This is a genomic window from Haematobacter massiliensis (genome assembly GCF_000740795.1).
In the GTDB taxonomy this organism is placed as follows: Bacteria; Pseudomonadota; Alphaproteobacteria; order Rhodobacterales; family Rhodobacteraceae; genus Haematobacter; species Haematobacter massiliensis.
On sequence record NZ_JGYG01000005.1, the window covers coordinates 137,451 to 159,567 of the forward strand.

General features: G+C 63.6%; 19 protein-coding genes. 16 read left to right on the plus strand and 3 right to left on the minus strand.

Going from position 1 to position 22,117, the window contains the following annotated elements; translation table 11 throughout:
* Positions 1 to 21: 21 nt before the first annotated feature.
* Complete coding sequence (locus tag CN97_RS09645) at positions 22 to 2,019, minus strand: BCCT family transporter (RefSeq protein WP_035710510.1); 1,998 nt, start codon at positions 2,017 to 2,019, stop codon at positions 22 to 24.
* A gap of 611 nt (positions 2,020 to 2,630) precedes the next feature.
* Here CN97_RS09645 and CN97_RS09650 point away from each other — a divergent pair.
* The 14 genes from CN97_RS09650 (at position 2,631) to CN97_RS09710 (ending at position 18,415) form a co-directional block, all read left to right on the plus strand.
* Complete coding sequence (locus CN97_RS09650; RefSeq protein ID WP_035710589.1) at positions 2,631 to 3,710, plus strand: LacI family DNA-binding transcriptional regulator; 1,080 nt, start codon at positions 2,631 to 2,633, stop codon at positions 3,708 to 3,710.
* Positions 3,707 to 4,732, plus strand: a complete 1,026-nt coding sequence (locus CN97_RS09655) for an ABC transporter substrate-binding protein (RefSeq protein WP_035710512.1) — start codon at positions 3,707 to 3,709, stop codon at positions 4,730 to 4,732. Before CN97_RS09650 ends, CN97_RS09655 begins: the two co-directional genes overlap by 4 nt.
* 70 nt (positions 4,733 to 4,802) lie before the next feature.
* Positions 4,803 to 5,630, plus strand: a complete 828-nt coding sequence (locus CN97_RS09660) for an ABC transporter permease (RefSeq protein ID WP_035710514.1) — start codon at positions 4,803 to 4,805, stop codon at positions 5,628 to 5,630.
* Entirely contained in the window at positions 5,627 to 6,406 is a 780-nt protein-coding gene (locus tag CN97_RS09665) for an ABC transporter permease (protein WP_035710516.1), read from the plus strand. The genes CN97_RS09660 and CN97_RS09665 overlap by 4 nt, the downstream gene beginning before the upstream one ends.
* On the plus strand, positions 6,399 to 7,424 hold the full coding sequence (locus tag CN97_RS09670) for an ABC transporter ATP-binding protein (protein ID WP_035710518.1): 1,026 nt from the start codon (positions 6,399 to 6,401) through the stop codon (positions 7,422 to 7,424). Before CN97_RS09665 ends, CN97_RS09670 begins: the two co-directional genes overlap by 8 nt.
* Before the next feature lie 4 nt (positions 7,425 to 7,428).
* Positions 7,429 to 8,349, plus strand: coding sequence for a nucleoside hydrolase (locus CN97_RS09675; protein ID WP_035710520.1), 921 nt, complete (start codon positions 7,429 to 7,431; stop codon positions 8,347 to 8,349).
* Positions 8,346 to 10,127 (plus strand): adenine deaminase, encoded by a 1,782-nt coding sequence (locus CN97_RS09680; RefSeq protein ID WP_211253667.1) that lies wholly within the window; start codon positions 8,346 to 8,348, stop codon positions 10,125 to 10,127. Before CN97_RS09675 ends, CN97_RS09680 begins: the two co-directional genes overlap by 4 nt.
* 2 nt (positions 10,128 to 10,129) lie before the next feature.
* The gene (locus tag CN97_RS09685; RefSeq protein ID WP_211253668.1) at positions 10,130 to 11,308 is read left to right on the plus strand and encodes a M20 aminoacylase family protein; all 1,179 of its coding nucleotides are present in this window, start codon (positions 10,130 to 10,132) and stop codon (positions 11,306 to 11,308) included.
* Positions 11,295 to 11,960: a phosphoribosyltransferase gene (locus CN97_RS09690; RefSeq protein WP_211253669.1), complete on the plus strand. Its 666-nt coding sequence runs from the start codon at positions 11,295 to 11,297 to the stop codon at positions 11,958 to 11,960. The genes CN97_RS09685 and CN97_RS09690 overlap by 14 nt, the downstream gene beginning before the upstream one ends.
* A 106-nt stretch (positions 11,961 to 12,066) precedes the next feature.
* Entirely contained in the window at positions 12,067 to 12,213 is a 147-nt protein-coding gene (locus CN97_RS20215; protein WP_211253670.1) for a hypothetical protein, read from the plus strand.
* A 363-nt stretch (positions 12,214 to 12,576) separates the two neighbouring features.
* A complete protein-coding gene (locus tag CN97_RS09695; RefSeq protein WP_035710528.1) occupies positions 12,577 to 12,966 on the plus strand; it encodes an acyl-CoA thioesterase in 390 nt (129 codons plus the stop codon).
* A 689-nt stretch (positions 12,967 to 13,655) separates the two neighbouring features.
* Entirely contained in the window at positions 13,656 to 15,893 is a 2,238-nt protein-coding gene (locus tag CN97_RS09700) for a FepA family TonB-dependent siderophore receptor (protein WP_035710530.1), read from the plus strand.
* 46 nt (positions 15,894 to 15,939) lie between these two features.
* Entirely contained in the window at positions 15,940 to 17,229 is a 1,290-nt protein-coding gene (locus CN97_RS09705; protein ID WP_051911116.1) for a class I SAM-dependent methyltransferase, read from the plus strand.
* 226 nt (positions 17,230 to 17,455) lie between these two features.
* Positions 17,456 to 18,415: a dihydrodipicolinate synthase family protein gene (locus CN97_RS09710; protein ID WP_035710534.1), complete on the plus strand. Its 960-nt coding sequence runs from the start codon at positions 17,456 to 17,458 to the stop codon at positions 18,413 to 18,415.
* Positions 18,416 to 18,432: 17 nt separating this feature from the next.
* Here CN97_RS09710 and CN97_RS09715 read toward each other — a convergent pair whose 3' ends face one another.
* Complete coding sequence (locus CN97_RS09715) at positions 18,433 to 19,455, minus strand: Ldh family oxidoreductase (RefSeq protein WP_035710537.1); 1,023 nt, start codon at positions 19,453 to 19,455, stop codon at positions 18,433 to 18,435.
* Positions 19,456 to 19,589: 134 nt separating this feature from the next.
* On the opposite strand from CN97_RS09715, the gene CN97_RS09720 reads away from it, so the two are divergent.
* Together CN97_RS09720 and CN97_RS09725 are read left to right on the plus strand one after the other, a co-directional pair.
* The gene (locus CN97_RS09720) at positions 19,590 to 20,864 is read left to right on the plus strand and encodes an NAD(P)/FAD-dependent oxidoreductase (RefSeq protein WP_051911117.1); all 1,275 of its coding nucleotides are present in this window, start codon (positions 19,590 to 19,592) and stop codon (positions 20,862 to 20,864) included.
* Between the two features lie 10 nt (positions 20,865 to 20,874).
* Positions 20,875 to 21,876 carry a 4-hydroxyproline epimerase gene (locus tag CN97_RS09725; RefSeq protein ID WP_035710539.1) on the plus strand — a complete coding sequence of 334 codons (1,002 nt, stop codon included), beginning with the start codon at positions 20,875 to 20,877 and terminating at the stop codon, positions 21,874 to 21,876.
* 61 nt (positions 21,877 to 21,937) lie between these two features.
* On the opposite strand, the gene CN97_RS21110 is transcribed toward CN97_RS09725, so the two are convergent.
* Positions 21,938 to 22,117 (minus strand): hypothetical protein (locus tag CN97_RS21110; protein WP_211253671.1); only part of this gene is annotated, 180 nt, incomplete at its 5' end.

Genomic DNA, 22,117 nt, shown 5'->3' on the forward strand with positions numbered 1-22,117 from the left:
CGGTACTGGAAACGCCGCGTTTCACCCTTCCGCAGGGCGCTCCGCAGCGTGTTCGGGTGCGGCGTGCATGAGATGCGATTCCGGGCGCTGGAGCAGAAGCAGATACCGCTCGAACTGGACCAGCACATCGGCGATCAGCGCCTCGCGCGTCAGCCCCATGACGTCATAGCCTTCGCTACCGCTGGAGAAGTAGGTTCGCGCCTCATAGCGGTAATCGGGGTGACCGATGCCGCGTGCGGAAAAGGAGGGTAGCGGCTGTGCGACCGGTCCCACGCCATAGACGAAGTCACGCATGTCGTCCGCCGGGGCGCGAAGCTCGACCCCACCCCCTTCAGCGTCCTGAACGGTGGCCGCCTTGCCGCGGCGCGTCAGCTCCGTAGCCACGTCATCCAGAGCGGAGCGAACGTCCCGCGTGATGAAACGCTGCACCTCCGCCTCTGCCGGCGAATGAAGGAGCAGAGCGAGCCGTTTCTGCCATGTCACGCCAATGGCAGGCGCGGCAGGGCGTCGCGCTGTTCTCAGCCGTTTTTGCGCAAGATCCGAGCGCATCCCCATGTGCAACCCCACAACGAGCGCCAGCATCACGAAGGTGAAGGGCAGCGCGCTCGCAATGGTCGCCGACTGAAGCGCACTGAGGCCGCCCGCGACCAGCAGGCAGGCGGCGACCATGCCGGACAAGGCGCACCAGAATACCCGTTGCACCACCGGCGTGTCCTCCTCCCCACCCGAGGCGATCGTATCCATCACGAGCGAGCCGGAGTCCGCCGAGGTCACGAAAAACACCCCCACCAGCAACACGCCGAGCGCAGAGGTCACTGCGGGAAGGGGCAGATAGCTGAAGAACTGGAACAGCCCGACAGATACATCGTCGGCAATGGCCCGTCCCAGATCCCCGTTCGCTATCGTTGTATCAATAAAAATCGCGGTATTTCCAAACACCGTCATCCAGAAGAACGTGAAGCCGGAGGGTATGAACAGGACGGCGAGCACGAACTCCCGGACAGTCCGCCCGCGAGAGATCCGGGCGATGAACATTCCCACGAAAGGGGACCAGGAAATCCACCATGCCCAATAGAACAGTGTCCATGCGTCGATCCATGGCGTCGGCTCATAGGCGTAGGTGTTGAAGGTGCGCAGCACCAGCGCATCAAGGTAAAGCCCGATATTCTGAACGAAGTCGCGGAAAAGCTCAGCAGTGGGGCCGACCAGAAGAACGAAGATCATCAGCAGGATGGCGATGATGAGGTTCCACTCCGAAAGGATACGCACCCCCTTGTCGAGCCCGCTTACGACGGAGACGGTCGCAAGCGCTGTCACCACCAGGATTATCGGGATCTGGATCGACAAGCCAATGGGCAGGCCGATCAGGTAGTGGAGTCCGGCGTTGATCTGGGCCACTCCGACCCCGAGCGACGTGGCGAGGCCGAAGATCGTGCCGACGACCGCAAAGATATCAACCACATTCCCGATCGGCCCGTTGATCCGCTCTTTCAGCAGCGGATAGAGGCCGGACCGGATCGTCAGCGGCAGATTGTAACGGTGGCCGAAATAGGCGAGCGACAACCCGACGACCGCATAGACTGCCCAGGCATGCATGCCCCAGTGGAAGAACGTGACCGACATCGCCTCCCGGACCGCCGCCACGGATTGGGGTACGGCGGTGGGCGGAGCGAGAAAATGGGTCATCGGCTCCCCCACCCCATAGAACATCAGACCAATACCCATGCCCGCAGCAAAGAGCATTGCGACCCAGGCCGAGAAGCTGAAGTCGGGGGTAGATTCGTCCGGCCCAAGCCGAAGATTGCCCCCCTCCCCGATGCAGAGGATCAGCAGTGATATGAGGAATACCGCAACGGCCAGCAGATAGAGCCAGCCGAAGCGGCTCAGGATCCAGCTCTGCACCTTGACAAGAATGTCGGCGGCTTCTCCGGGAAGCACGATTGCGATGCCAAGAAACAGGAATATAACGGCCAGCGACCCAAAGAAAACTGGCGGGTTGATCCGGAAGCTTCTGAACATTGGGATTCCACGGGAAGGGTTGTTCTTCCTCATGATGGTATTGAGGCGGGCATTTCCAAGTTTCCGTCACGTTGAAAATACAGGCCCCCGGTTTCCGCGTCGCTACGGGGCAGACCGCGCACCCTCCGCCAACGCTTTCGGGACGAAGACAACAGTCGATTTAACGGGAGAAAGAGCGCGGCCCGCTGCGAAGAGCGAAGTCTGCTCGCCTTGGAGTGCTCCCCGCGGCTTCTCTCTGACAATACGGAATGAACGCCTTTCGGGGGCAGGTCGACTTGCCGTCAATGCGGCATAGGGAAGTGGCCGGTTACATCCCCGGCATGATGGTACTTACGGTACTCGCCCTTCCTTCAGCGAGTTTGAGCGGGACGCAGGTGAGTGGGGTGGGCCTGTAGCATCGGGTTCTGTGGCCTCGCACCTCTCACTTCGCAACAAGCGTGGTCCCGGGCAGCATTGCCGACACGTTCTCGCGCAGCGGCTGCCCGGGAGAGCGCTGCGCGGCACGGTCTCAAAGCCGCGTCCCTTTCGCTTCGCCGTCATCAAAAAAGCTCGACATGGGGAACTGTTTCGTCTACCCGTGCTTAATCGTTTAATCATCCATGGCACCGCCGGTGACTGCCCCCCGCATCCGTCCCAATCTTACTCAGATCGCGGCCCGGCTGAATGTATCGGTCGCAACGGTTTCCAACGCGCTGTCGGGCAAGGGCCGCGTGTCGCCTGAGGTGGCTGAGCGCATCAAGGCGACCGCATCCGAGATGGGCTATGTGCCTGCGCGGGCAGCGCGGGCGTTGCGGACGGGGCGGTCTCATGTCATCGGCCTCGTGCTCCCGGACATCTCCAATCCGCTGTTTCCGCAGATCGCCCGCGCCATAGAGCAGGCCGCCGCAAATGTCGGCTATGCCGTTCTGATTGCAGATGCCCGTGATGACGTGAGCATGCAGACGGAAGCCATCGAGCGCCTGCTGGAACGCGGCGTGGACGGGATCGTCGTGGTTCCGCGCCGCGGCAGCCGGATCGCGGAGATCGGCAGCCCGGTCGCCGTGATCGACAGCCCCTCAACACCAGGGAACACGGTGTCTGCAGACCATTGGCAGGGGGGACGGCTCGTCATGTCGCATCTGCTGTCTCTCGGTCATCGCAAGGTGCTGATCCTGGGGAACGACCCAACCTCGAATGTGCAGAACGATCGGGTGGGTGGCATGCGATCCTGTCATCCGCACGTCGTCGAGGTGATGTGGGCGGAGCGGATCGAACGGCAGGGTGAGCCGGGCCAGCCGCTGCGGCTGGCAGAGAAATTCGCGCAAGGCTTCACTGCTTTCGCCACCGTCTCCGATCTGCTGGCCATCCGCGCGCTCACCGAACTCTTGGGCGCGGGTATCGGCGTGCCCGAGCAGGCCAGCGTCTCGGGGTTCGACGATCTGCTCTGGTCCTCCGTCGTCCGGCCCGCACTCACGACAGTGCGGATGGACCTGCCGTTGATCGCCGAGCGGGCAATCACCGCCCTCACCGATGCGATAGAGCACAGCCTCGCCACCCCGGAAAGGCCGCTGTCCTTCGGCTCCGTCAAGCTGGCCGCACCTGCTCTGGAGCGGGTGCCCATGACACTTGTCGTGCGCCAGACGACGGCACGGGCGAGCGACGCCGGTACTGCCAATATAAAAACCGTCCAGCATGGAGGAAGATATCAATGAAACTGCGGACCGCCCTGGCTTCTGCCACCGCCCTTGCCCTCAGCCTTTCTGCCGCTCACGCGCAGGAAAAGACGCTGACGATTTCCGTCTATGCCTTCGCGCAGGATGAGTTCAAGGAACTGGTCTATGATCCGTTCGAGGCCAAATGCGGCTGCAAGCTCGTCGTGGAGACCGGCAACAGCGTCGAGCGCCTGGCGAAGATGGAGGCAAACAAAGCCAAGCCGGTGATCGACATGGCGGTGGTCTCGATGGCCGACGCCCTGCAGGCCAGCCGCGCGGGCCTGACCGACACGATAGACACGGCAAAGCTCTCCAACCACGACAAGCTCTACGACATCGCCAAGGATCCGAATGGCGACGGGATGAGCGTGGGCTACACCTTCTACGCGACCTCCATCGTCTATCGGACCGACAAGATGAAGATCGAGTCCTGGGCGGATCTGCTCAAGGACGATGTGGTCTCCCACGTGGCCTTTCCGAACGTCACCACCAACCAGGGGCCGCCCGCACTTTATATGCTTGGCATCGCGCTCGGGCAGGACACACCGGATTTGAAGGCGCCGATCGAAGCGGTGGGCGCTAAGCGCGACGAGATCGTGACCTTCTACGTCAAATCCTCGCAGCTCGTGCAGCTCATGCAGCAGGAGGAAATCTGGGCCGCCCCCATCGGACGCTTCTCTTGGGCACCCTTTACCAAGCTGGACCTGCCCCTCGCCTGGGCGACACCGAAAGAAGGGCAGACGGGAGGCATGAACGTCATGATCGTGACCAAGGGTTCCCAGAATCGGGATCTGGCGCTGGAGTTCATGGATTTCTGGCTCTCTACCGAGGTACAGACGAAACTGGCGGAAAGGCTGGTGGACAGCCCCGCCAATGCCGAAGTCCGTGTTTCCGACGAAGTGGCCCAGAACATCACCTATGGCGAGGAGACGGTGAAGAACCTCAAGCTGATCCCCTCGTCCATCTCGCTCGACAATCGTGACGGCTGGCTTGCCGACTGGAATGCCAAGGTCGGTCAGTAACCGCCTACGGACCGGGGGAAACTCCCGCCTCTCCCCCGGCCGATCCTCCCCCTAGCAAAGGGCCATCCCCATGTTCCAGAACCGGGCAGAAGCGCTGGCGCTCGCCCTCCCGGCAGCGCTTTTCGCGGCTATCGTCTTCATGATCCCGGTCGTCCTGCTGCTGTCCGAAGGTTTCCGCTCCTCCGGCCAGTGGACGTTTTCGGCTTATGTGGATTTCTTCTCCCAGCCTCTGAACAGGACGATCTTCCTGCGCACCCTGCGGCTCGGGCTGATGGTGACTGCTGTGGCGGCGGTGATCGGCTACGTTACCGCCTATGCCATCGTCTCGCTGCCGCCGGGGGCCAAGGGGCGGATGATCGGGCTGGTCATCCTGCCACTCATGATTTCGCCCGTCGCGCGGACCTATGCCTGGATCGTCATTCTGGGCCGCACCGGCATCGTCAATCAGGCGCTTCAGCTGTTCGGACTCACAGATGAGCCAATACGGTTCCTGTTCACCGAAACGGCAGTGTTCATCGGCCTTTTGCAGCTCTTCCTGCCGTTGATGATCATCTCTCTCATCAGTGCGCTGGAGAACCTGCCCCGCGACGTGGTGCCTGCTGCGCGCGTTCTGGGCGCCAGCTGGCTTCAGGTGTTCTGGAAGATCATCCTGCCGCTGACGCGAGAGGGGTTGATCATCGGCGGCACACTGGTCTTCACAGGTTCCCTCACCGCCTATATCACCCCCGCGATCCTCGGCGGTTCCAAGGTGCTGATGCTGGAGACGCTGCTCTATCAGCAGGTCACGGTCGCCAACAACTTCGTCGCTGCAAGTGTCATCGCCTTCATCCTGATCGTGATGAGTTTCGCCGCAAACATCCTGCTGCGCCGCATCGCTTCGGCAAGGAGTGGCAAATGATCCGCAAGGCGCTTGCACCGCTCATCCTGCTTCTGGTCATGACGTTCATGATCGGCCCGTTCTTCATCATCGTCGCGGCATCGTTTTCGGCGGGCGACACGCTGGCATTCCCGCCCCAGGGCTTTTCCTTCAAGTGGATTGCCAAGGTCTTCACGGTGGAAAGCTTCCGCCAGAGCTTTGCCATGTCGATGTTCCTCGCCGTGGGGGGCACTTTCGTGGCCCTGCTCCTCGGCATTCCGGCGGCCTATGCGATGTCGCGGTACCGGCTGCCCGGGGCAGAGACGGTGCGGTTCATGGTATCCTTGCCGATCATCGTTCCGGGCATCATCGTTGGTCTGGCACTGCTGCGCTACTTCGTGATCCCTGTCGGTATTCCGATCACACTGGCGCTGTTCGTGGCGCATACCGCGCTGGTGCTGCCCTATGCAGTGCGCGTCGTGTCCGCCAGCCTCGCGAACCTGCGTTCGGACATGGAGGAGGCGGCCGTCCTGCTCGGGTCATCGCGGATCGGCGCCTTCTTCCGCGTGGTTCTCCCCAATATCCGCGGCGGGATCCTGTCCGCCTTCATCCTGGGTTTCGTCACCAGCTTCAATCAGGTGCCGGTATCGCTGTTCCTGTCCGGGCCGGGGGTGCGCACGCTGCCGGTGGACATGCTGGGTTACATGGAGATCGTGTTCGATCCCTCCATCGCGGCCCTGTCCTCCCTTCTCGCCTTCCTGTCCATCGGCATCGTTTTTGCTGCCGAACGTTTCCTGGGGTTCTCGCGCTATGTCTGATGCGTCCTTCCTTGTTCTCGACAAGCTCACGCTGGCCTATGGCAAGACCCCTGCCGTCAGCGGGCTGGATCTCCACATTCGGCGGGGGGAATTGATTGCGCTGCTGGGGCCTTCGGGCTGCGGCAAGACCACCACGATGCGGGCGATCGCCGGCCTCATGCCGGTCAAATCGGGCCACATCCGCCTGGATGGGCGCGACATCACCCATACGCCTGCCAACAAGCGGGAAGTCGGGCTGGTCTTTCAGTCCTACGCCCTGTTTCCTCATCTGACGGTCTATGAGAACGTGGCCTTCGGGCTGCGGCTGAAGGGCGTCTCGGGAAGCGATCTGGACACGCGCGTTACAGGAGCCATCAGATCCGTCGGCCTGGACCGCTTCGCCGGTCGCAAGACGCCAGACCTGTCGGGGGGTCAGCAGCAGCGCGTGGCGCTCGCCCGCTCCATGGTGATGGAACCGAAGGTGTTGATGCTGGATGAGCCGCTTTCCAACCTCGACGCTCGCCTCCGGCTGGAAATGCGCAACGAGTTGCAGCGGGTGCAGAAAGCAAGCGGCGTAACGATGATCTTCGTCACGCATGATCAGGTGGAGGCGCTGGCGCTGGCTGACCGGATCGTCGTCATGCGCGACGGCGCAATCGAGCAGATCGGCACGCCGGAGGACATCTACAACCGCCCCGCCTCCAGCTTCGTCGCCGATTTCGTGGGATTCGAGAATATCTTCGCGGTGAAGGACGGCAGGATGATCACGCAAGCCAGCGATATCTCGCCGCCTGTCGGAGTGGCGGGGGCGGCGGGCCTTGCATGGCGCCCCGATGCGGTGCCGCTCGGCATCGGTCCCTATTCAGGTACGGTGCGTGGTACGTCCTTTGCCGGCAGCACCCGTGAATATGTGTTGGACACCCCGCTTGGCCCGATCAAGACGGAGGTGGATGCCGGCAAACCGGCGCTTCAGCTGGGCGATCCCGTGCGCTTCGATCTGCCGCTGGACGCCGCTGCCCCGCTCCATCGTTTCGGTTAGCACCATGGGCGTGTGGGTCGACACCGACATGGGCTTTGATGACATCGCGGCGGTGCTGGTCTTGCAGAATGCGGGGCTGGAGATCGACGGCATGTCGCTCACCTTCGGCAATGCGGCGCTCGCGCAGGTATGCCGAAATGCCGCCGGAGCGGCCGCGGCGTTCGGCTGGCGCTTTCCGATCCATGTGGGGCGCGCCCTGCCCGTGATGGGTCGGCTGGAGACGGCACAGACGATCCTTGGGGAAACCGGCATCCCGACGCGCGGTCGCACCCTCCCCGAGGCGCAGCCTCTGCCGGTGAGCGATGCATTCGCCGCGCTCTGTCACTGGCTGGAGCGGGAGGGACCGCACCGCATTCTTGCCCTCGGACCGCTCGGCAATCTGGCATCTCTCGCACTGGCGCGGCCCGACCTCGCCTCCCGCATCGACGAACTCGTGTGGATGGGCGGCGGCCTGACCCGCGGCAATCACACCGCCTCGGCGGAGTTCAACGCCTTTGCAGACCCGGAGGCCGCGGCCATCGTGCTCGCCCAGGGCCTGCCGCTCACCATGGTCGATCTGGATTTCTGCCGCCAGATCCTTGCGACGCCGGTGGATGTGGAGACTCTGCGCAGGGCGAAGGGCGTCAATGCGCAGCTTCTTGGTGACCTTTTCGGCGGCTTCGTCGATATCGCCCTGTCACGGGCGCGCCCTGCCATGGCGCTCTACGATCCGGCGGCGGCAGTCGTCTTCGTCCGGCCCGATCTGATAACGTTCCAGCCGGCCCGGATAGACGTCGAATGCGGCGGGCAGCTGACGCGCGGCCGCACCGTCGTGGAAACGCGGGCGAGCCACGGCCTCTTCAACGCCCGTTACGCCGCTGACTGCGATGTGCAGCAGGTCCGTGACACAGTCCTCGCCGCGCTGCATTGGGAGGCCGGAAAGTGAGACAGCCATTGGACCTTGCCAACGGAGACCTTCGCCTTCGCGCCACAGCCGCAGCGCGGGGCGATCAGCCTTTCGACCTGCTGATCCGGGGCGGCACCCTGATCGACATGGTGACGGGGGAGCGCCGGCCTGCGGATATCGGCATCGTCGGCCCGCTGATCGCGTCCGTCCATGCACCGGGCACCCGCAGCGACGGGCGCGATGTGCTGGACGTGGCCGGTGCGATCCTCTCTCCCGGACTCATCGACACGCATATGCATGTCGAAAGCTCAATGGTGACGCCAGCGACATACTGCGATGCGGTCCTTGCCAACGGGGTGACAACCGTCGTCTGGGATCCCCATGAATTCGCCAATGTGCACGGCATCCCAGGGGTCGATTACGCAATCCGGGCAACGGAGGATCTGCCGCTGCGGTTCGTCGTGCTCGCGCCCTCCTGCGTCCCCTCCGCACCGGGGCAGGAGCGCGCGGGCGCCGATTTCGACGCGGCGACGGTCTCCGGACTGCTCGACCGCTCAGACATCGGCGGCGTGGCGGAAGTGATGAACATGCGCGACGTCATCGCTGGCGAACCGCGGATGAGCAGCATCGTGCAGGCCGGCCTTGCTGCGGGGAAGCCGGTCTGCGGCCATGCCCGCGGACTGACCGGGGCGACGCTGCAGGCCTTCATGGCCGCAGGCGTAGGCTCGGACCATGAGCTGACCTCCGGCCCCGACCTGATGGAGAAGCTTCGCGCCGGACTGTTCATCGAACTCCGCGGCTCGCATGACCATCTCCTGCCCGAATTCGTGGCGGAGCTGAACCGGCTCGGGCATCTGCCGCAGACACTGTCGCTCTGCACCGATGACGTCTTTCCCGACGATCTGCTGCAGGGCGGCGGGCTGACCGATGTGGTCCGCCGGCTGGTGGGCTACGGACTGCCCCCGGAATGGGCGTTGCAGGCGGCAACTCTGAACGGCGCGCGGAAGCTCGGGCGGGAAGATCTGGGGTTGATCGCGGCGGGTCGCCGCGCCGATCTCGTGATCTTCTCCGACCTGCGGTCGTTCGCTGCAAGTCACGTCGTTGCAAACGGCAGGATCGTCGCGCGGGACGGAGTGGTGCTGCGCCCCTCCGTCGCGGCAGAGGCAGGGGACTTCCTCCACTCCACCCGGCTCGCAGCGCTGACAGCCGATGACTTCCGCATCCGCTCCACAGGCCGCCGTGTCCGTGTCGCCACCATCGACAGGCCGCGCTTCACCCGTTGGGGAGAGGCGGAAACAACCGTGGAAGGAGGCGTTGTCGTCCCGCCAACCGGTTCCACGCTCATCGCCGTCGTGCATCGCCACGGGTTGGGCGACACCACTCCGCGCTTAGGCTTCCTGCGGGACTGGGGGGCGTGGAGGGGCGCCTTTGCCACCACCGTCTCCCATGACAGCCACAACCTCACCGTTTTTGGCGGCAACCCGGAGGACATGGCCATAGCCGCGAATGCCGTCATCGCGGCAGGGGGCGGCATGGCGGCCGCCGCAGGTGGAGAGGTATTGGCGGTTCTCCCCCTCCCTGTCTCGGGCCTCGTTTCCCCCGCCAGTCTGGCAAAGGTGGCGGCTGATTTTGCGGCGCTCCGCGAGGCGATGGATCGTATCGTCGACTGGCAGCCCCCCTACCTGATCTTCAAGGCCTGCTTCGGCGCGACGCTCGCCTGCAATCTCGGCCCGCATCAAACCGATCTCGGGATCGCCGATATCGCGCGTGGGCGCGTTCTGTCGTCGCCCATCCTCGCCATTCTTTCCGGGGCATGACCATGAGCGACACGATAGAAGCAGACCTCCCCTTCCTGACGGCCCTCCGCCGCGATCTGCACGCCCACCCGGAGCTTGGCTTCGAGGAGTACCGAACCTCCGATATCGTCGCCAGGCTTCTGGAAGAGGCAGGACTTTCCGTGCACCGCGGCCTTGGCGGCACCGGGGTCGTCGGCACGCTGCAGATCGGCAACGGGACACGGCAGATCGGGCTGCGGGCGGATATGGATGCGCTGGCGATGCCGGAATTGGTTGACCGCCCGCACCGATCCACCGTCCCCGGTAAGATGCATGCCTGCGGTCATGACGGGCATACCACGCTGCTTCTTGGCGCAGCGCGGGAACTGGCGCGGCGGAGGGGCTTCTCCGGGACCGTGCATTTTATCTTTCAGCCGGCGGAGGAGGGGCGCGGAGGCGCCGATCGCATGGTTTCGGAAGGGCTTTTTGACCTCTTCCCCTGTGATGCGGTTTACGGGCTTCACAACATGCCCGGTCTCGACGTGGATGAGATCGCGGTGGTGGAGGGGCCGCAGCTTGCTTCTTCCGACAGCTGGCGCGTGACCTTCCGCGGGATCGGTACGCACGGGGCGAAGCCGCATCTGGGCCGCGACCCCGTGACGGCAACAGGCAGCTTCCTCGTCGCCTTGCAGACCATCGTGGGACGGGTGGTCGATCCGCTGCAACCGGCGGTGGTCAGTGCCTGCTCGGTGCAGGCGGGGCAGGCAGACGTGCTCAACGTGATCCCGGAGACGGTGGAGATCGGGGGGACCGCGCGCGCCTATTCCGCCGAGGTGCGCGATCAGCTGGAAGCGGAAATCGGGCGGCTGGCGAACGGCACTGCCACGACGTTCGGCCTTAGTGCCGACTACCGCTATACCCGCCGCATCCCCCCGGTGGTGAACCATCCCGATGCGACATCCCGTGCGCTCGGCGCGGCGCGGGATGTTTTCGGAAAGGTGCGAACCTCGTTTCCGCCCTCCACCGCCGGTGATGATTTCGCGGCCCTCGCGCAGGACAGACCCGGTTGCTATGTCTGGCTTGGCAACGGCCCCGCCGTGGAAGGCGCCATCCACCACAACGGCGGGTATGATTTCAATGATGAGGCGATCGGTCCCGGTGTTCGGTTCTGGACACGGCTGGTGGAGCGCGAGCTTGCGGCGGATGACCATGGAACCGCATGACTTCTGGCAGGAGATATTGCCGCCCGATGCGTCCGCATCCCTGCCGGGCGATACGTACTACACGGCAACGCTGGCCGATGGACGGCGGCTCCGCCTGCCGATAAGGCCACTGCCTGACGGGCGGCACGGGCTGGCATCGCTGATCATCAACCAGGCGAGCTTTGCCGTGCTGGATGCGCTCGCCACCGATCTGGCGGCGCATCTGGCAGACTTCGAGCCGGACGTGGTGGTGGGCCTGCCGACGCTGGGGCTGACGCTTGCAGCGGAGGTGGCGCGGAAGCTGGGCCACACCCGTTACGTACCGCTCGGCACGTCGCGCAAGTTCTGGTACGCGGAAGCGCTATCGGTACCGCTCTCCTCCGTGACGACGCCGGATCAGGTGAAGCGGCTTTACATGGACCCGCGGATGCTGCCCCTTCTGCAAGGCCGCCGCGTGGCGCTGATCGACGACGTGATCTCGAGCGGGCGATCCATCCGCGCAGGGCTGTCGCTGCTGGAGGCGCTCGGCATTCGGCCGGTCGTGCTCGGCGCTGCGATGCTTCAGTCGGACCGCTGGCGCGACCAGGCCAGCGCGGAGGGGTGGAGTTCCCTCGTGCGCGGCTGCTTCACTACACCACTGCTGGAAAGGAACCCGCAGGGGAGATGGTGCTGACAGATCGGCCGCTCCCGCCCCGGTACAGGGTGGCAGTACCGCTGTGCCAATCCCCGGATTGCCTGGTACGCGGAAGCGCTATCGGTCCCGCTCTCCTCCGGAGCAGGTGAAGCGGCTCCACATGGACCCGCGGATACTGCCCCTTCTGCAAGGCCGCCGCGTGGCGCTGATCGACGACGTGATCTCGCGCGGGCGATCCATCCGCGCAGGATTGTCGCTGCTGTCCGTCGCCGACAGCCGGTTTCGGTCGTAGATGGCACGGCGCCAGGGGGAAGGGCCGCCATCGGGAGCGAAATGAGAGCTGTCCGCCGGATGACGGACAGCCGCACCCGACCCCGAATGGCTGCGGCGCGCGGCCGGCTGCCACGCTGAGACAGAACCCTGCCGTCGCCAGATCGCCCCGATACCCTGACCGGAAATGGGTCGGCAGAACAACCGCGATAGGCCTTGCTCCTTGCATGCCGCGTTGGGAAAGTTCATCCGCCCGCGGATCATACGTTTCCACTGATATCCCGTCTCTGCGGCATCCCGGACACGCTTTGCCGAAAGCGGTCTTTCCCGCGCCGTGCTGAACGGGCAAGATCGACCATCTTCTCCAGCCAAGGTCGATCCGCCTATGCCAGATACGCCGCCGAAAGATCAGCCGACGATCCGCACTATCGCCATGCCCGCTGACACCAATCCGGCGGGCGACATCTTCGGCGGGTGGCTGATGAGCCAGATGGACCTTGCCGCGGGATCGGTCGCTGCCCTCACAGCCCGCGGACGAAGCGCCACCATCGCCGTGGAGGGAATGAAGTTTCACCGCCCCGTCAAGGTCGGGGACGAGGTTTCGCTTTTTGCCGAGGTACAGCATGTGGGGCGCACATCCATGCGCATCCATGTGGAGGCATGGCGCCGCCAAAGGGAAAGCGACCTGACCGAGAAGGTGACGGAGGCAATCTTCACCTTCGTTGCCCTGGATGAGAACGGCGCCGCACGGCCGGTCTGGTCAGCGGGGGTCTAGGCGGTGACTCGGCCGGCTGCCGCAATGGGGTCGGCAGCGAAGAGACGCGCCGCCTCTGGCGGATGCCGGATTTTCCAGTCATGAGGCCACATGGGTTGCCGTTAAACCCTTAGCAGCAGAACCAGTGACATAGGCTGCGGAATAACCCGTTTCGCGGGGGCAAGCCCGCCCGGGCTTGCATTCGCCATCCATCGCTTCGCGCCCGTTCTGGCTGAGGAATGCAGGCTCACCGGTGAGGGCCAGACCTGCGCGTCTGTCAGGAGCCACGACTTTGCGCCCGCCGAGGGCAGCTTTTACTCACGCCGGCCCATCCGCAGAATACGAACGGGACAGCCAATTCAGCCAGCGCAGCGGATATAGATACTGCAGAAAGGCCTGGAACAACCGCTGGCCAATGGCAGCGATGGGGCGACATGCGCGGTGCATCTCCGCCGCGAGGCAAGAGTACCTTCATATGACGGCGTTGGGAGCATCGCAGGTAGTCCGGCCGCATCTATGAAAGCCCCTTGACCGCGACAAATGCGCGCATCCACACAGCAGCCGTGTCAATTCTGCATCAGGTGATGCGAAAGGCCTGTCACGAATTCTTGACGTTTTCTCTCGTCATTCGTACCCGGCATCTCAAGACGAATTTGCTAGCCAGCATCATGTCCGCAAGGCAATTCGCATCCCCCCATTGCGGAGCTCTCATGCCTGTCCCATTGCGCCTTACATCCTCGACCGCGCTTTGCCTCGGTCTTGCCCATTTCCCCTTCAGCGCGCTTGCGCAGGAGGAGGTCTTCCAGCCTGAAGACAATCAGGCGGAAGTGACCGTTCTGGAAACGGTTGTCCTCTCGGCAGAGAAGCAGCTCAAGCAGGCCCCCGGCGTCTCGACGATCACCTCCACCGACCTGCAGCGCCAGCCCCCGGCAAATGACCTGTCGGAGATCATCCGCAGGATGCCGGGCGTCAACCTGACCGGCACGTCTGCCTCCGGCCAGCGCGGCAACCAGCGCCAGATCGACATTCGCGGCATGGGGCCGGAAAACACCCTTATCCTCATCGACGGAAAACCCGTTCTCTCGCGGAACGCTGTCCGCATGGGACGTGCGGGCGAACGCGACACGCGGGGCGACAGCAACTGGGTTCCGGCCGAGATGGTCGAACGGATCGAGGTGCTTCGCGGCCCGGCAGCCGCGCGCTACGGCTCGGGTGCCTCCGGTGGCGTGGTGAACATCATCACCAAACGCCCGGAAGCGATGATGGGCACGATCGGTTTGCGCTTCGGCTTTCCGGAGGACTCGCGTGAGGGAGGCACCCAGCGCGGCAACCTGATGCTCGGCGGTCCGATCAACGACGTGCTCTCCTTCCGCGTCTACGGAAACTACAACAAGACCAAGGCAGACGATCCCGACATCAACGCCGACGCCAATGTCAATCCGGCGCAGGTACCGCCCGCCGGACGCGAAGGCGTCGTCAACAAGGATGTCGGCGCGCTGCTCAGCTGGGACGTGACGCCTGATCAGAAGCTCGACTTTGAATTCAACTTCTCGCGCCAGGGCAACATCTTCAACGGCGACCGGCAGCTTGCCGGGGTCAACGACATTCTTGAGGAGCTGGCGAACTCGGGGGCCGAAACCAACCGCCTGTATCGCCGTACCCTCTCGGTGTCGCATACCGGCGCTTTCGATTTCGGCGATTCCTTCAGCTACCTGCAGTGGGAGAATACCCGCAACAACCGCAACCTCGAAGGTCTCGCAGGGAGTTCCGAAGGGGCGATCAACACCGGGGAAACCGGCACGATCACGCTCGACAACATTACTGCGAAGTCCGAATGGAACCTTCCCTTCGCCATCGCTGGCCGGGATCAGGTGCTGACCCTTGGGGCAGAGTTCCGCGGCGAGTACATGGACGATCCGGTTTCCAACCGGCAGGCGCTTGTCCCGGGCGTGCAGATTCCCGGCACGGATCCGCAAGGCGAACGCGATCCGAAAACCGACCAGCAGACCTATGGGATCTATGCGGAAAGCAACTTCTACTGGTCCGAGCAGTTCGTCGTCACCCCTGGGCTACGGGCGGACTACAACTCCAACTTCGGGTCCAATTTCAGCCCCTCGCTGAACGCGACGTATCATGTGAACGACCGGTGGCAGCTGAAGGCTGGTGTCGCCCGCGCCTTCAAGGCGCCGAACCTCTTCCAGCTGAACCCGAACTATGTCTACTACACCATGGGCAACGGCTGCCCGGCCGATTTTCCGGCCCAGAACGGCGTCGGCTGCTATGTCGTCGGCAACCCGGATCTGAAAGCGGAAACCTCGGTCAATACCGAAGTCGGCGTGGCCTATAATGATGCTGCATCGGGCGTCGTCGCGGGCCTCACCTACTTCCACAACAACTACAAGGACCGCATCGCGTCGAGCCGCGTGCCGATCGCAAACGCCAACCCGAACAATGCCGGCGGTTGGGTGCTGCAATGGGACAACGTGCCAAAGGCCGTGGTCTCCGGCCTCGAAGCCAACTTCGCCATGCCGTTCAGCGACACGGTCAACTTCACCACCAACGCGACATACATGATCGAGTCCGAAGACAAGTCGAACGGGCAGCCGCTCAGCCTCGTTCCCGACTACACGATCAACGCCTCGGTGGATTGGCAGGCGACGGACGAGCTGAACCTGATGGCCTCCGTCAGCTGGTACGGCACCATCCATGCGCCCACCGCCAGCGCGACCACCGGCGGCGCGCTCACCAATACGGAATCGCGTCGCCCCTACTCGATCGCCAACCTCGGCGTGACATACCAGGTCCGCGAGAACATGGTGATCAACGGTGGCATCACCAACTTGCTCGACAAGCGCATCTATCGTGAGGGCAATGCCAACGCAGCGGGCGCAAATACATTCAACGAGCCCGGTCGTGCCTTCTACATCGGCATGAACGCGTCGTTCTGATCTGACATCCCCCGACCGCCTGACAGGTCGGGGGAAACCTTGCCCCATGTCAAATTATCTGACCGACCTTCAGTATCCCGCGCGTTTTCACCGCGAGCATGCCCCTCTGTGGCTGGCCTCCGTGCTTACCGCGCTCGGGCTGAGGGCACCCGAAGGACGCCTTTCCTGTGGAGAGATCGGCTGCGGCCCGGGTTTCGGATTGCTCGCGCTGGCCGCGGCCAATCCCGACATGTCATTTCACGGCTGGGATCTGAACCCGGAACATATCGCCCGCGCCAGGGATGTGGCGGCTCGCGCGAGCCTCACGAACATTCGCTTCGACGTTGCTGACATAGAACAGCTTTCACCGCATCCTGTCGATGTGCTGCTCTGCCACGGTCTTTACTCCTGGGTCGGCGCCTCCACGCGCGCCGCGATCGCTGCTTTCGCGGGACACAGCTTGAAGCCCGGCGGGGTTTTCCTTCTCCATTACATGACGCTTCCCGGCGGCGCGGCGTTCCAAGCGTTCCACGCGCTTTTCGCGGCGCTTCCGCGGAGTTCCGAGCGAATTGCGAACGGCCTGAACCGGCTGAAAGCGCTGCAGGAAAGCGGGGCCGGTTTCTTTGCCCTCCACCCGCATGCGACAGGCACACTGGAAAGCCTGACGCGAGAGGATCCGGCATATGTCGCGCATGACTATCTGACCCCGGAGTTTCATCCGCTCGCCGTGGCCGACGTCATCGCGGCCATGGAAGCCGAGGGATTGGAGCACGTGGGCAGCGCCACACCCTTGGAGAATATTGATGCGCTGTCTCTGCCCGCACAGACTCAAAATCTGATTGCGCAGGAAGCGGACCTACCTCTTCGCGAGACGATGAAAGACATCGCCCGCAATCAGGCACTGCGGCTTGATCTGTACATGAAGAAGCCTCGGAGGCTGTCGGCGGGGGACCATCTGGAAGCGCTACGTCGGCAGACCTTTTCGGCCCTTCCCGGCGCGCCATCGTCTGGCAGCCTGACCTTCAGCACCCGAATTGGCGCCGTCGAGGGGCCTCGGGAAATCTTCTCACCGCTGCTCAGCCGCTTGGCGACGGGACCGGCAACCGGAGCGGAGCTGGAGCAATTCGTGCCCCAACCCGGACTGCTGAATCAGGCGATGCAGATGCTGCTATGGTCGGGCATAGCGCACCCGACCCGGAAAATCGGCGATACGGCGCCCGCGCGTCGTTTCAATCGGTTGATGATGTCATTCTCGCTGCAAGGCACGCAGGTTCCCGCGCTCGTCGCCCCTTCGCTAGGCTCTGCACTGCCGCCGGCGGGGCCGCAGGAGGCTCTGAACCGGCTCTGCCTCCTCTGACGGCCAGGCGCTACGCGCCCGGCTGTCGCCCTGGATTGTCGTGAGGGTAGCCCTGCTGCCCGCGGGTCCCATGGTTCCATTTGTTGCCGGACTTCACCGGCCCGGTCGAAATTGGCTTCGGCAGACACCGACCCTATCTCCCTGCGCTTTATGTCGACAAATAAAATGCAAAGACTATACTGTCGAAAAAATGGCTCGCTGTGAGCGTTGAGATTGGGGATCACAGATGAATAGCGGCATCTTCTCAGGAACAATCCCGGCGCTGATGACGCCCTGCCGGGCGGACCGGAGCCCGGACTTCGACGCCCTTGTGCGCAAAGCGACGGAACTGGTTTCGCTGGGAATGTCTGCGGTGGTGTATTGCGGGTCCATGGGTGACTGGCCGCTGCTGAGCGATGCCGAGCGGATGGAAGGTGTCGAGCGTCTGGTGAAGGCAGGACTGAAGGTCATCGTCGGCACCGGCGCGATCAATACCACGGCGGCTGTCTCGCTTGCTGCGCATGCACAGAAAGTCGGTGCGGCAGGGCTGATGGTCATCCCGCGCGTTCTCTCCCGCGGGTCCGTGATTGCCGCGCAGAAGGCCCATTTCAAGGCCATTCTCAACGCCGCGCCGGATCTGCCGGCGGTCATCTACAACAGCCCGTATTACGGCTTTTCCACCCGCGCGGATCTGTTCTTCGCCCTGAGGGGGGATCACCCCAACCTTGTCGGCTTCAAGGAGTTCGGGGGGGATGCGGATCTCTCCTACGCGGCTGAGCACATTACCAGCCGCGATGACGGGGTAACCCTGATGATCGGCGTCGATACCTCCGTGTTCCATGGCTACGTGAACTGTGGTGCAAGCGGCGCCATCACCGGGATCGGCTGCGTTCTGCCGCGGGAGATCCTGACGCTCACCAACCTCTGCCGCGCCGCTGCAGGGGGGGATGTGGCGGCACGCAGGCTCGCGAAGGAACTGGACACGGCGCTTTATGAGCTTGCGAAGGTGGATGCCGGGCCGGACCTCGTGCTTTATTTCAAGCACATGATGGTCTTGAAGGGTGGCGCGGAATACGCGCTTCACTTCAACGAAACCGATGCCCTCTCGGCCAGTCAGCAAGGGTGGGTCGAACAGCAACTGGCGCTGTTCGACAAATGGTATGCTGACTGGGCGCAGGCCGAGACAGTCCGACCCTATCTGGCGTGACACGCACGGCGGCGGTTTCAGACCGCCGCAAGCCCCTCTGCCGCGAAACGCGCGAGCTGCGCTTCTTCCTCCGCAGTCAGTGAGATACCCTGCGCCGCTGTCTCCTCACGGGCGCGGAACCGCCGCTGGGAGGGGAGGCGCGCGCCCTGCCCGATAATCGCATCAAGCAGGATTTCCGCGCGGGCAAAGGGATCTCCCGGACGCCCCTTGGCGAAGACCTCCGGCGAAAACGCAAGGATCAATTCCCCATGCCGGGGCGCCAAAGTCGTGGTTCCAAGAAAATCGAGGACTTCCGGGCTGGTCAGATCGCCGATCATGATCCCCGCGAGCAGTTCGATCATGGTTGAGATGGCAGACCCCTTATGACCGCCGAAGGGCAGCATCGCACCGGCCAGCGCCGCTTCGGGATCCGTGGTGGGTTGACCACCCGCATCCAGCGCCCAGCCTTCCGGCAACGGCTTTCCGGCGCGGCGGTGAAGCTCCAGCTCTCCCCGCGCGGCGACGGATGTGGCAAAGTCGAAGACATAGGGGTCTGCGCCGATCCGGGGCCAGCCGAAGGCAAAAGGATTGGTCCCAAGGAGCGGCGTGGTGCCCCCCGTGGGCGCAACGGTGGCATAGCTCGGGCACATGACCATTGCGGCGAGACCATGCGCAGTGACGGCCTCCACCTCAGGCCAGAGCGCGGCAAGATGCGTGCAGTCGTTGATGACCATCGCTGCCATGCCGAGACGCTTCGCCTTGGTCACCAGTTCCGGCAGGCCAAGATCGAAGGCGGCATTGGCAAACCCGCCGCGCGCATCGACACGGACCAATGCGGTGCCATCATCGGGAGACAGAAGCGGCTCCGCTTGCGGGTCGACCTTTCCCGCCTTCACCGTGCACAGCGTTCCCTCGATACGATAGATACCGTGGGATTTGCAGTGGTCCCGCTCGGCTGCGGCAAAGGTCTGCGCCAGGGCACTGGCCTGTGACCCATTAAATCCCGCACCGCGCAGGATGCCGTCGATCTGCTGCCGAAGATCCTCTGTCGTCGTCGCCATGCCGCTTCCCCCTATTTATTGCGTAGAATGCATACAAGCCGGGCCGGTAACGGGTCAACGACCGTGGAACTGGAAAGACTTGCGGGTGTGCTTTTTGCATACTATTTGTATTCATGATCTGCCGATGAGATACGATGCCGGTTGACGCCTCTTCCTTGTCCCCTCCAAATCCCCCACCAAAGGATGTGGCGGTTGTCGGCGCGGGCGTCATAGGGCTTTCCATAGCACTCGCCTTGCAGGCACGTGGACTGTCTGTCATCGTTCTGGATCGCGAAGGACCAGCGGCAGGCGCCTCCGAAGGCAACGCGGGTGCCTTTGCGTTCACCGATATCCTGCCTCTCGCCTCCCCCGGCATTCTGCGCAAGGCACCGGGCTGGCTGATGGATCCTCTGGGGCCGCTCAGTATCCCGCCCGCCTATGCTTTCCGCATTGCTCCATGGATGTTGCGCTTCTGGCAGGCCTGTGCACCTGACAGGGTTGCAGCCGCCACGACGGCGCAGACCGCCTTGATGGACCTGTCGAAAGCCGAACTGGAACCCTTCCTTGCCCGGACCGGCACCTCCGGGATGCTGGCGAAACGGGGCAATCTTCAGGTCTATGAATCGCAGGAGGAATTCGCGGCGTCCCTCCCCGGATGGGACGCGCGCGAGGCGCATGGGATTGCGTTCCGCCATATGACGGCGGAGGAGATGGCGGATCTTCAGCCGGGCCTTTCACCCCGCTTCACGCATGGCACCTTCACGCCGGAATGGTACTCCATCTCCGACCCGAAGCTCTACACCCTGAAGCTCGCCGAGCGGTTCCGGGCTGAGGGCGGTCAGATCGAGCGGGCGGAGATACTGGCCCTGCAGCCCACTGACAAAGCGGTCGTTCTGCAAGCCACCGACCGAACTTTCCAGGTCCGGCAGGTCGTTCTGGCTGCAGGCGCGTTTTCGCACCGCATCGCACGCAGCGTGGGCGACCGGATTCCGCTGGAGACGGAGCGGGGTTACAATACCACTCTCCCTGCGAATGCCTTTGACCTGCGGCTTCAGATCACCTTCGGTGGCCATGGTTTCGTGGTGACACGATTGTCAACGGGCATCAGGGTCGGCGGCGCGGTGGAGCTGGGCGGGCTGCGCCTTCCGCCGAACTTCCGCCGGTCGGAGGCCATGCTGCGGAAGGCCAAGGAGTTCCTGCCCGCGCTGGAGACAGGCGGAGGAGTTCAGTGGATGGGCTTCCGTCCGTCCCTTCCCGACAGCCTGCCTGCCATCGGGCATTCGTCTGCCAGCAGACGCGTAATCTACGGCTTCGGGCATGGGCATCTCGGTCTGACCCAATCGCCCGCGACGGCGCGGCTGGTCGCCGACATGGTGACGGGCGCGCCTCCGGCAATCGACCTTTCCCCTTTCTCACCCCAACGCTTCTAAGGTACCGGCGATGACGAACCACACGTTCTCCTGCCTTGACGGCCACACCTGCGGCAACCCGGTACGCCTCGTCTCGGGTGGCGCCCCCCGGTTGGAAGGCAGGGACATGCTGGAGCGCCGCGCGCATTTCCTCAAGGAGTTCGACTGGATCCGCACCGGCCTGATGTTCGAGCCGAGAGGGCACGATATGATGTCCGGCTCCATCCTCTATCCGCCGACCCGGGCGGATTGCGAGGTCGCGGTGCTGTTCATCGAAACCTCCGGTTGCTTGCCGATGTGCGGTCACGGCACCATCGGTACGATCACCATGGGGATCGAGAACGGGCTGATCCAGCCGCGCACTCCGGGACGCCTCGCCATCGACGCGCCGGCGGGACGGGTGGAGATCGAATATCGGCAGGAAGGCCGCTTCGTCGAGGAGGTTCGGCTCACCAATGTCCCCTCATTCCTTCATGCAGAAGGGCTGACGGCGCATGTCGATGGCCTGGGCGAGATCATCGTGGACGTCGCCTATGGCGGGAATTTCTACGCTATCGTGGAGCCGCAGAAGACTTTCCGGGACATGGCAGACTTTACCGCGGGCGAATTGATCGGCTTCTCACAGAAGTTGAGGCGCGCGCTGAACGAGAAGTACGATTTCGTTCACCCGACAGACGACCGGATCAACGGCCTGTCCCATATTCAATGGACGGGAGCCCCAACAGTCGCAGGCGCTCATGCCCGTAATGCAGTCTTTTATGGCGACAAGGCCATAGACCGCTCCCCCTGCGGGACAGGAACCTCTGCGCGGATGGCGCAGCTTGTCGCGAAAGGCAGACTGAAGGTGGGGGACGAGTTCTGGCATGAAAGCATCATCGGTTCCATCTTCAAAGGCCGGGTAGAGGCAGAAACCTCCGTCAGCAACCGTTCCGCGATCATTCCCTCCATCGGAGGATGGGCGCGGCAGACCGGCATAAACACCATCTTCATCGACGACAGAGACCCCTATGCGCACGGGTTCGTCGTCCGCTGATAGATGACCGCAAGCAGTGCGGATGGGCACCGGAAGGGGCTGAGGAACATTCCGATGCCTTTTAACCTCCCGTCTCACGAAGCCGGGCGATGCCGGTTGCGGCGGAGCCATGGCTGGCAGGAGACGATCGGGCTTCTGCCGGAGCATTGTCGCGCCGGAGAAGGAGGATGAGGAAACAGTTGGGAGAACTGTTTTCCGGACGATGGGCCGGTCCTTCCGCCTCTCCGACATGATCTCCCTG

Excerpts from the sequence above, each read along its gene's own strand:
- CN97_RS09645 (WP_035710510.1), bottom strand. The coding sequence starts at position 2,019 with ATGTTCAGAAGCTTCCGGATCAACCCGCCAGTTTTCTTTGGGTCGCTG.
- CN97_RS09655 (WP_035710512.1), top strand. The coding sequence starts at position 3,707 with ATGAAACTGCGGACCGCCCTGGCTTCTGCCACCGCCCTTGCCCTCAGC.
- CN97_RS09660 (WP_035710514.1), top strand. The coding sequence starts at position 4,803 with ATGTTCCAGAACCGGGCAGAAGCGCTGGCGCTCGCCCTCCCGGCAGCG.
- CN97_RS09665 (WP_035710516.1), top strand. The coding sequence starts at position 5,627 with ATGATCCGCAAGGCGCTTGCACCGCTCATCCTGCTTCTGGTCATGACG.
- CN97_RS09670 (WP_035710518.1), top strand. The coding sequence starts at position 6,399 with ATGTCTGATGCGTCCTTCCTTGTTCTCGACAAGCTCACGCTGGCCTAT.
- CN97_RS09675 (WP_035710520.1), top strand. The coding sequence starts at position 7,429 with ATGGGCGTGTGGGTCGACACCGACATGGGCTTTGATGACATCGCGGCG.
- CN97_RS09685 (WP_211253668.1), top strand. The coding sequence starts at position 10,130 with ATGAGCGACACGATAGAAGCAGACCTCCCCTTCCTGACGGCCCTCCGC.
- CN97_RS09690 (WP_211253669.1), top strand. The coding sequence starts at position 11,295 with ATGGAACCGCATGACTTCTGGCAGGAGATATTGCCGCCCGATGCGTCC.
- CN97_RS09695 (WP_035710528.1), top strand. The coding sequence starts at position 12,577 with ATGCCAGATACGCCGCCGAAAGATCAGCCGACGATCCGCACTATCGCC.
- CN97_RS09700 (WP_035710530.1), top strand. The coding sequence starts at position 13,656 with ATGCCTGTCCCATTGCGCCTTACATCCTCGACCGCGCTTTGCCTCGGT.
- CN97_RS09705 (WP_051911116.1), top strand. The coding sequence starts at position 15,940 with ATGTCAAATTATCTGACCGACCTTCAGTATCCCGCGCGTTTTCACCGC.
- CN97_RS09710 (WP_035710534.1), top strand. The coding sequence starts at position 17,456 with ATGAATAGCGGCATCTTCTCAGGAACAATCCCGGCGCTGATGACGCCC.
- CN97_RS09715 (WP_035710537.1), bottom strand. The coding sequence starts at position 19,455 with ATGGCGACGACGACAGAGGATCTTCGGCAGCAGATCGACGGCATCCTG.
- CN97_RS09720 (WP_051911117.1), top strand. The coding sequence starts at position 19,590 with ATGCCGGTTGACGCCTCTTCCTTGTCCCCTCCAAATCCCCCACCAAAG.
- CN97_RS09725 (WP_035710539.1), top strand. The coding sequence starts at position 20,875 with ATGACGAACCACACGTTCTCCTGCCTTGACGGCCACACCTGCGGCAAC.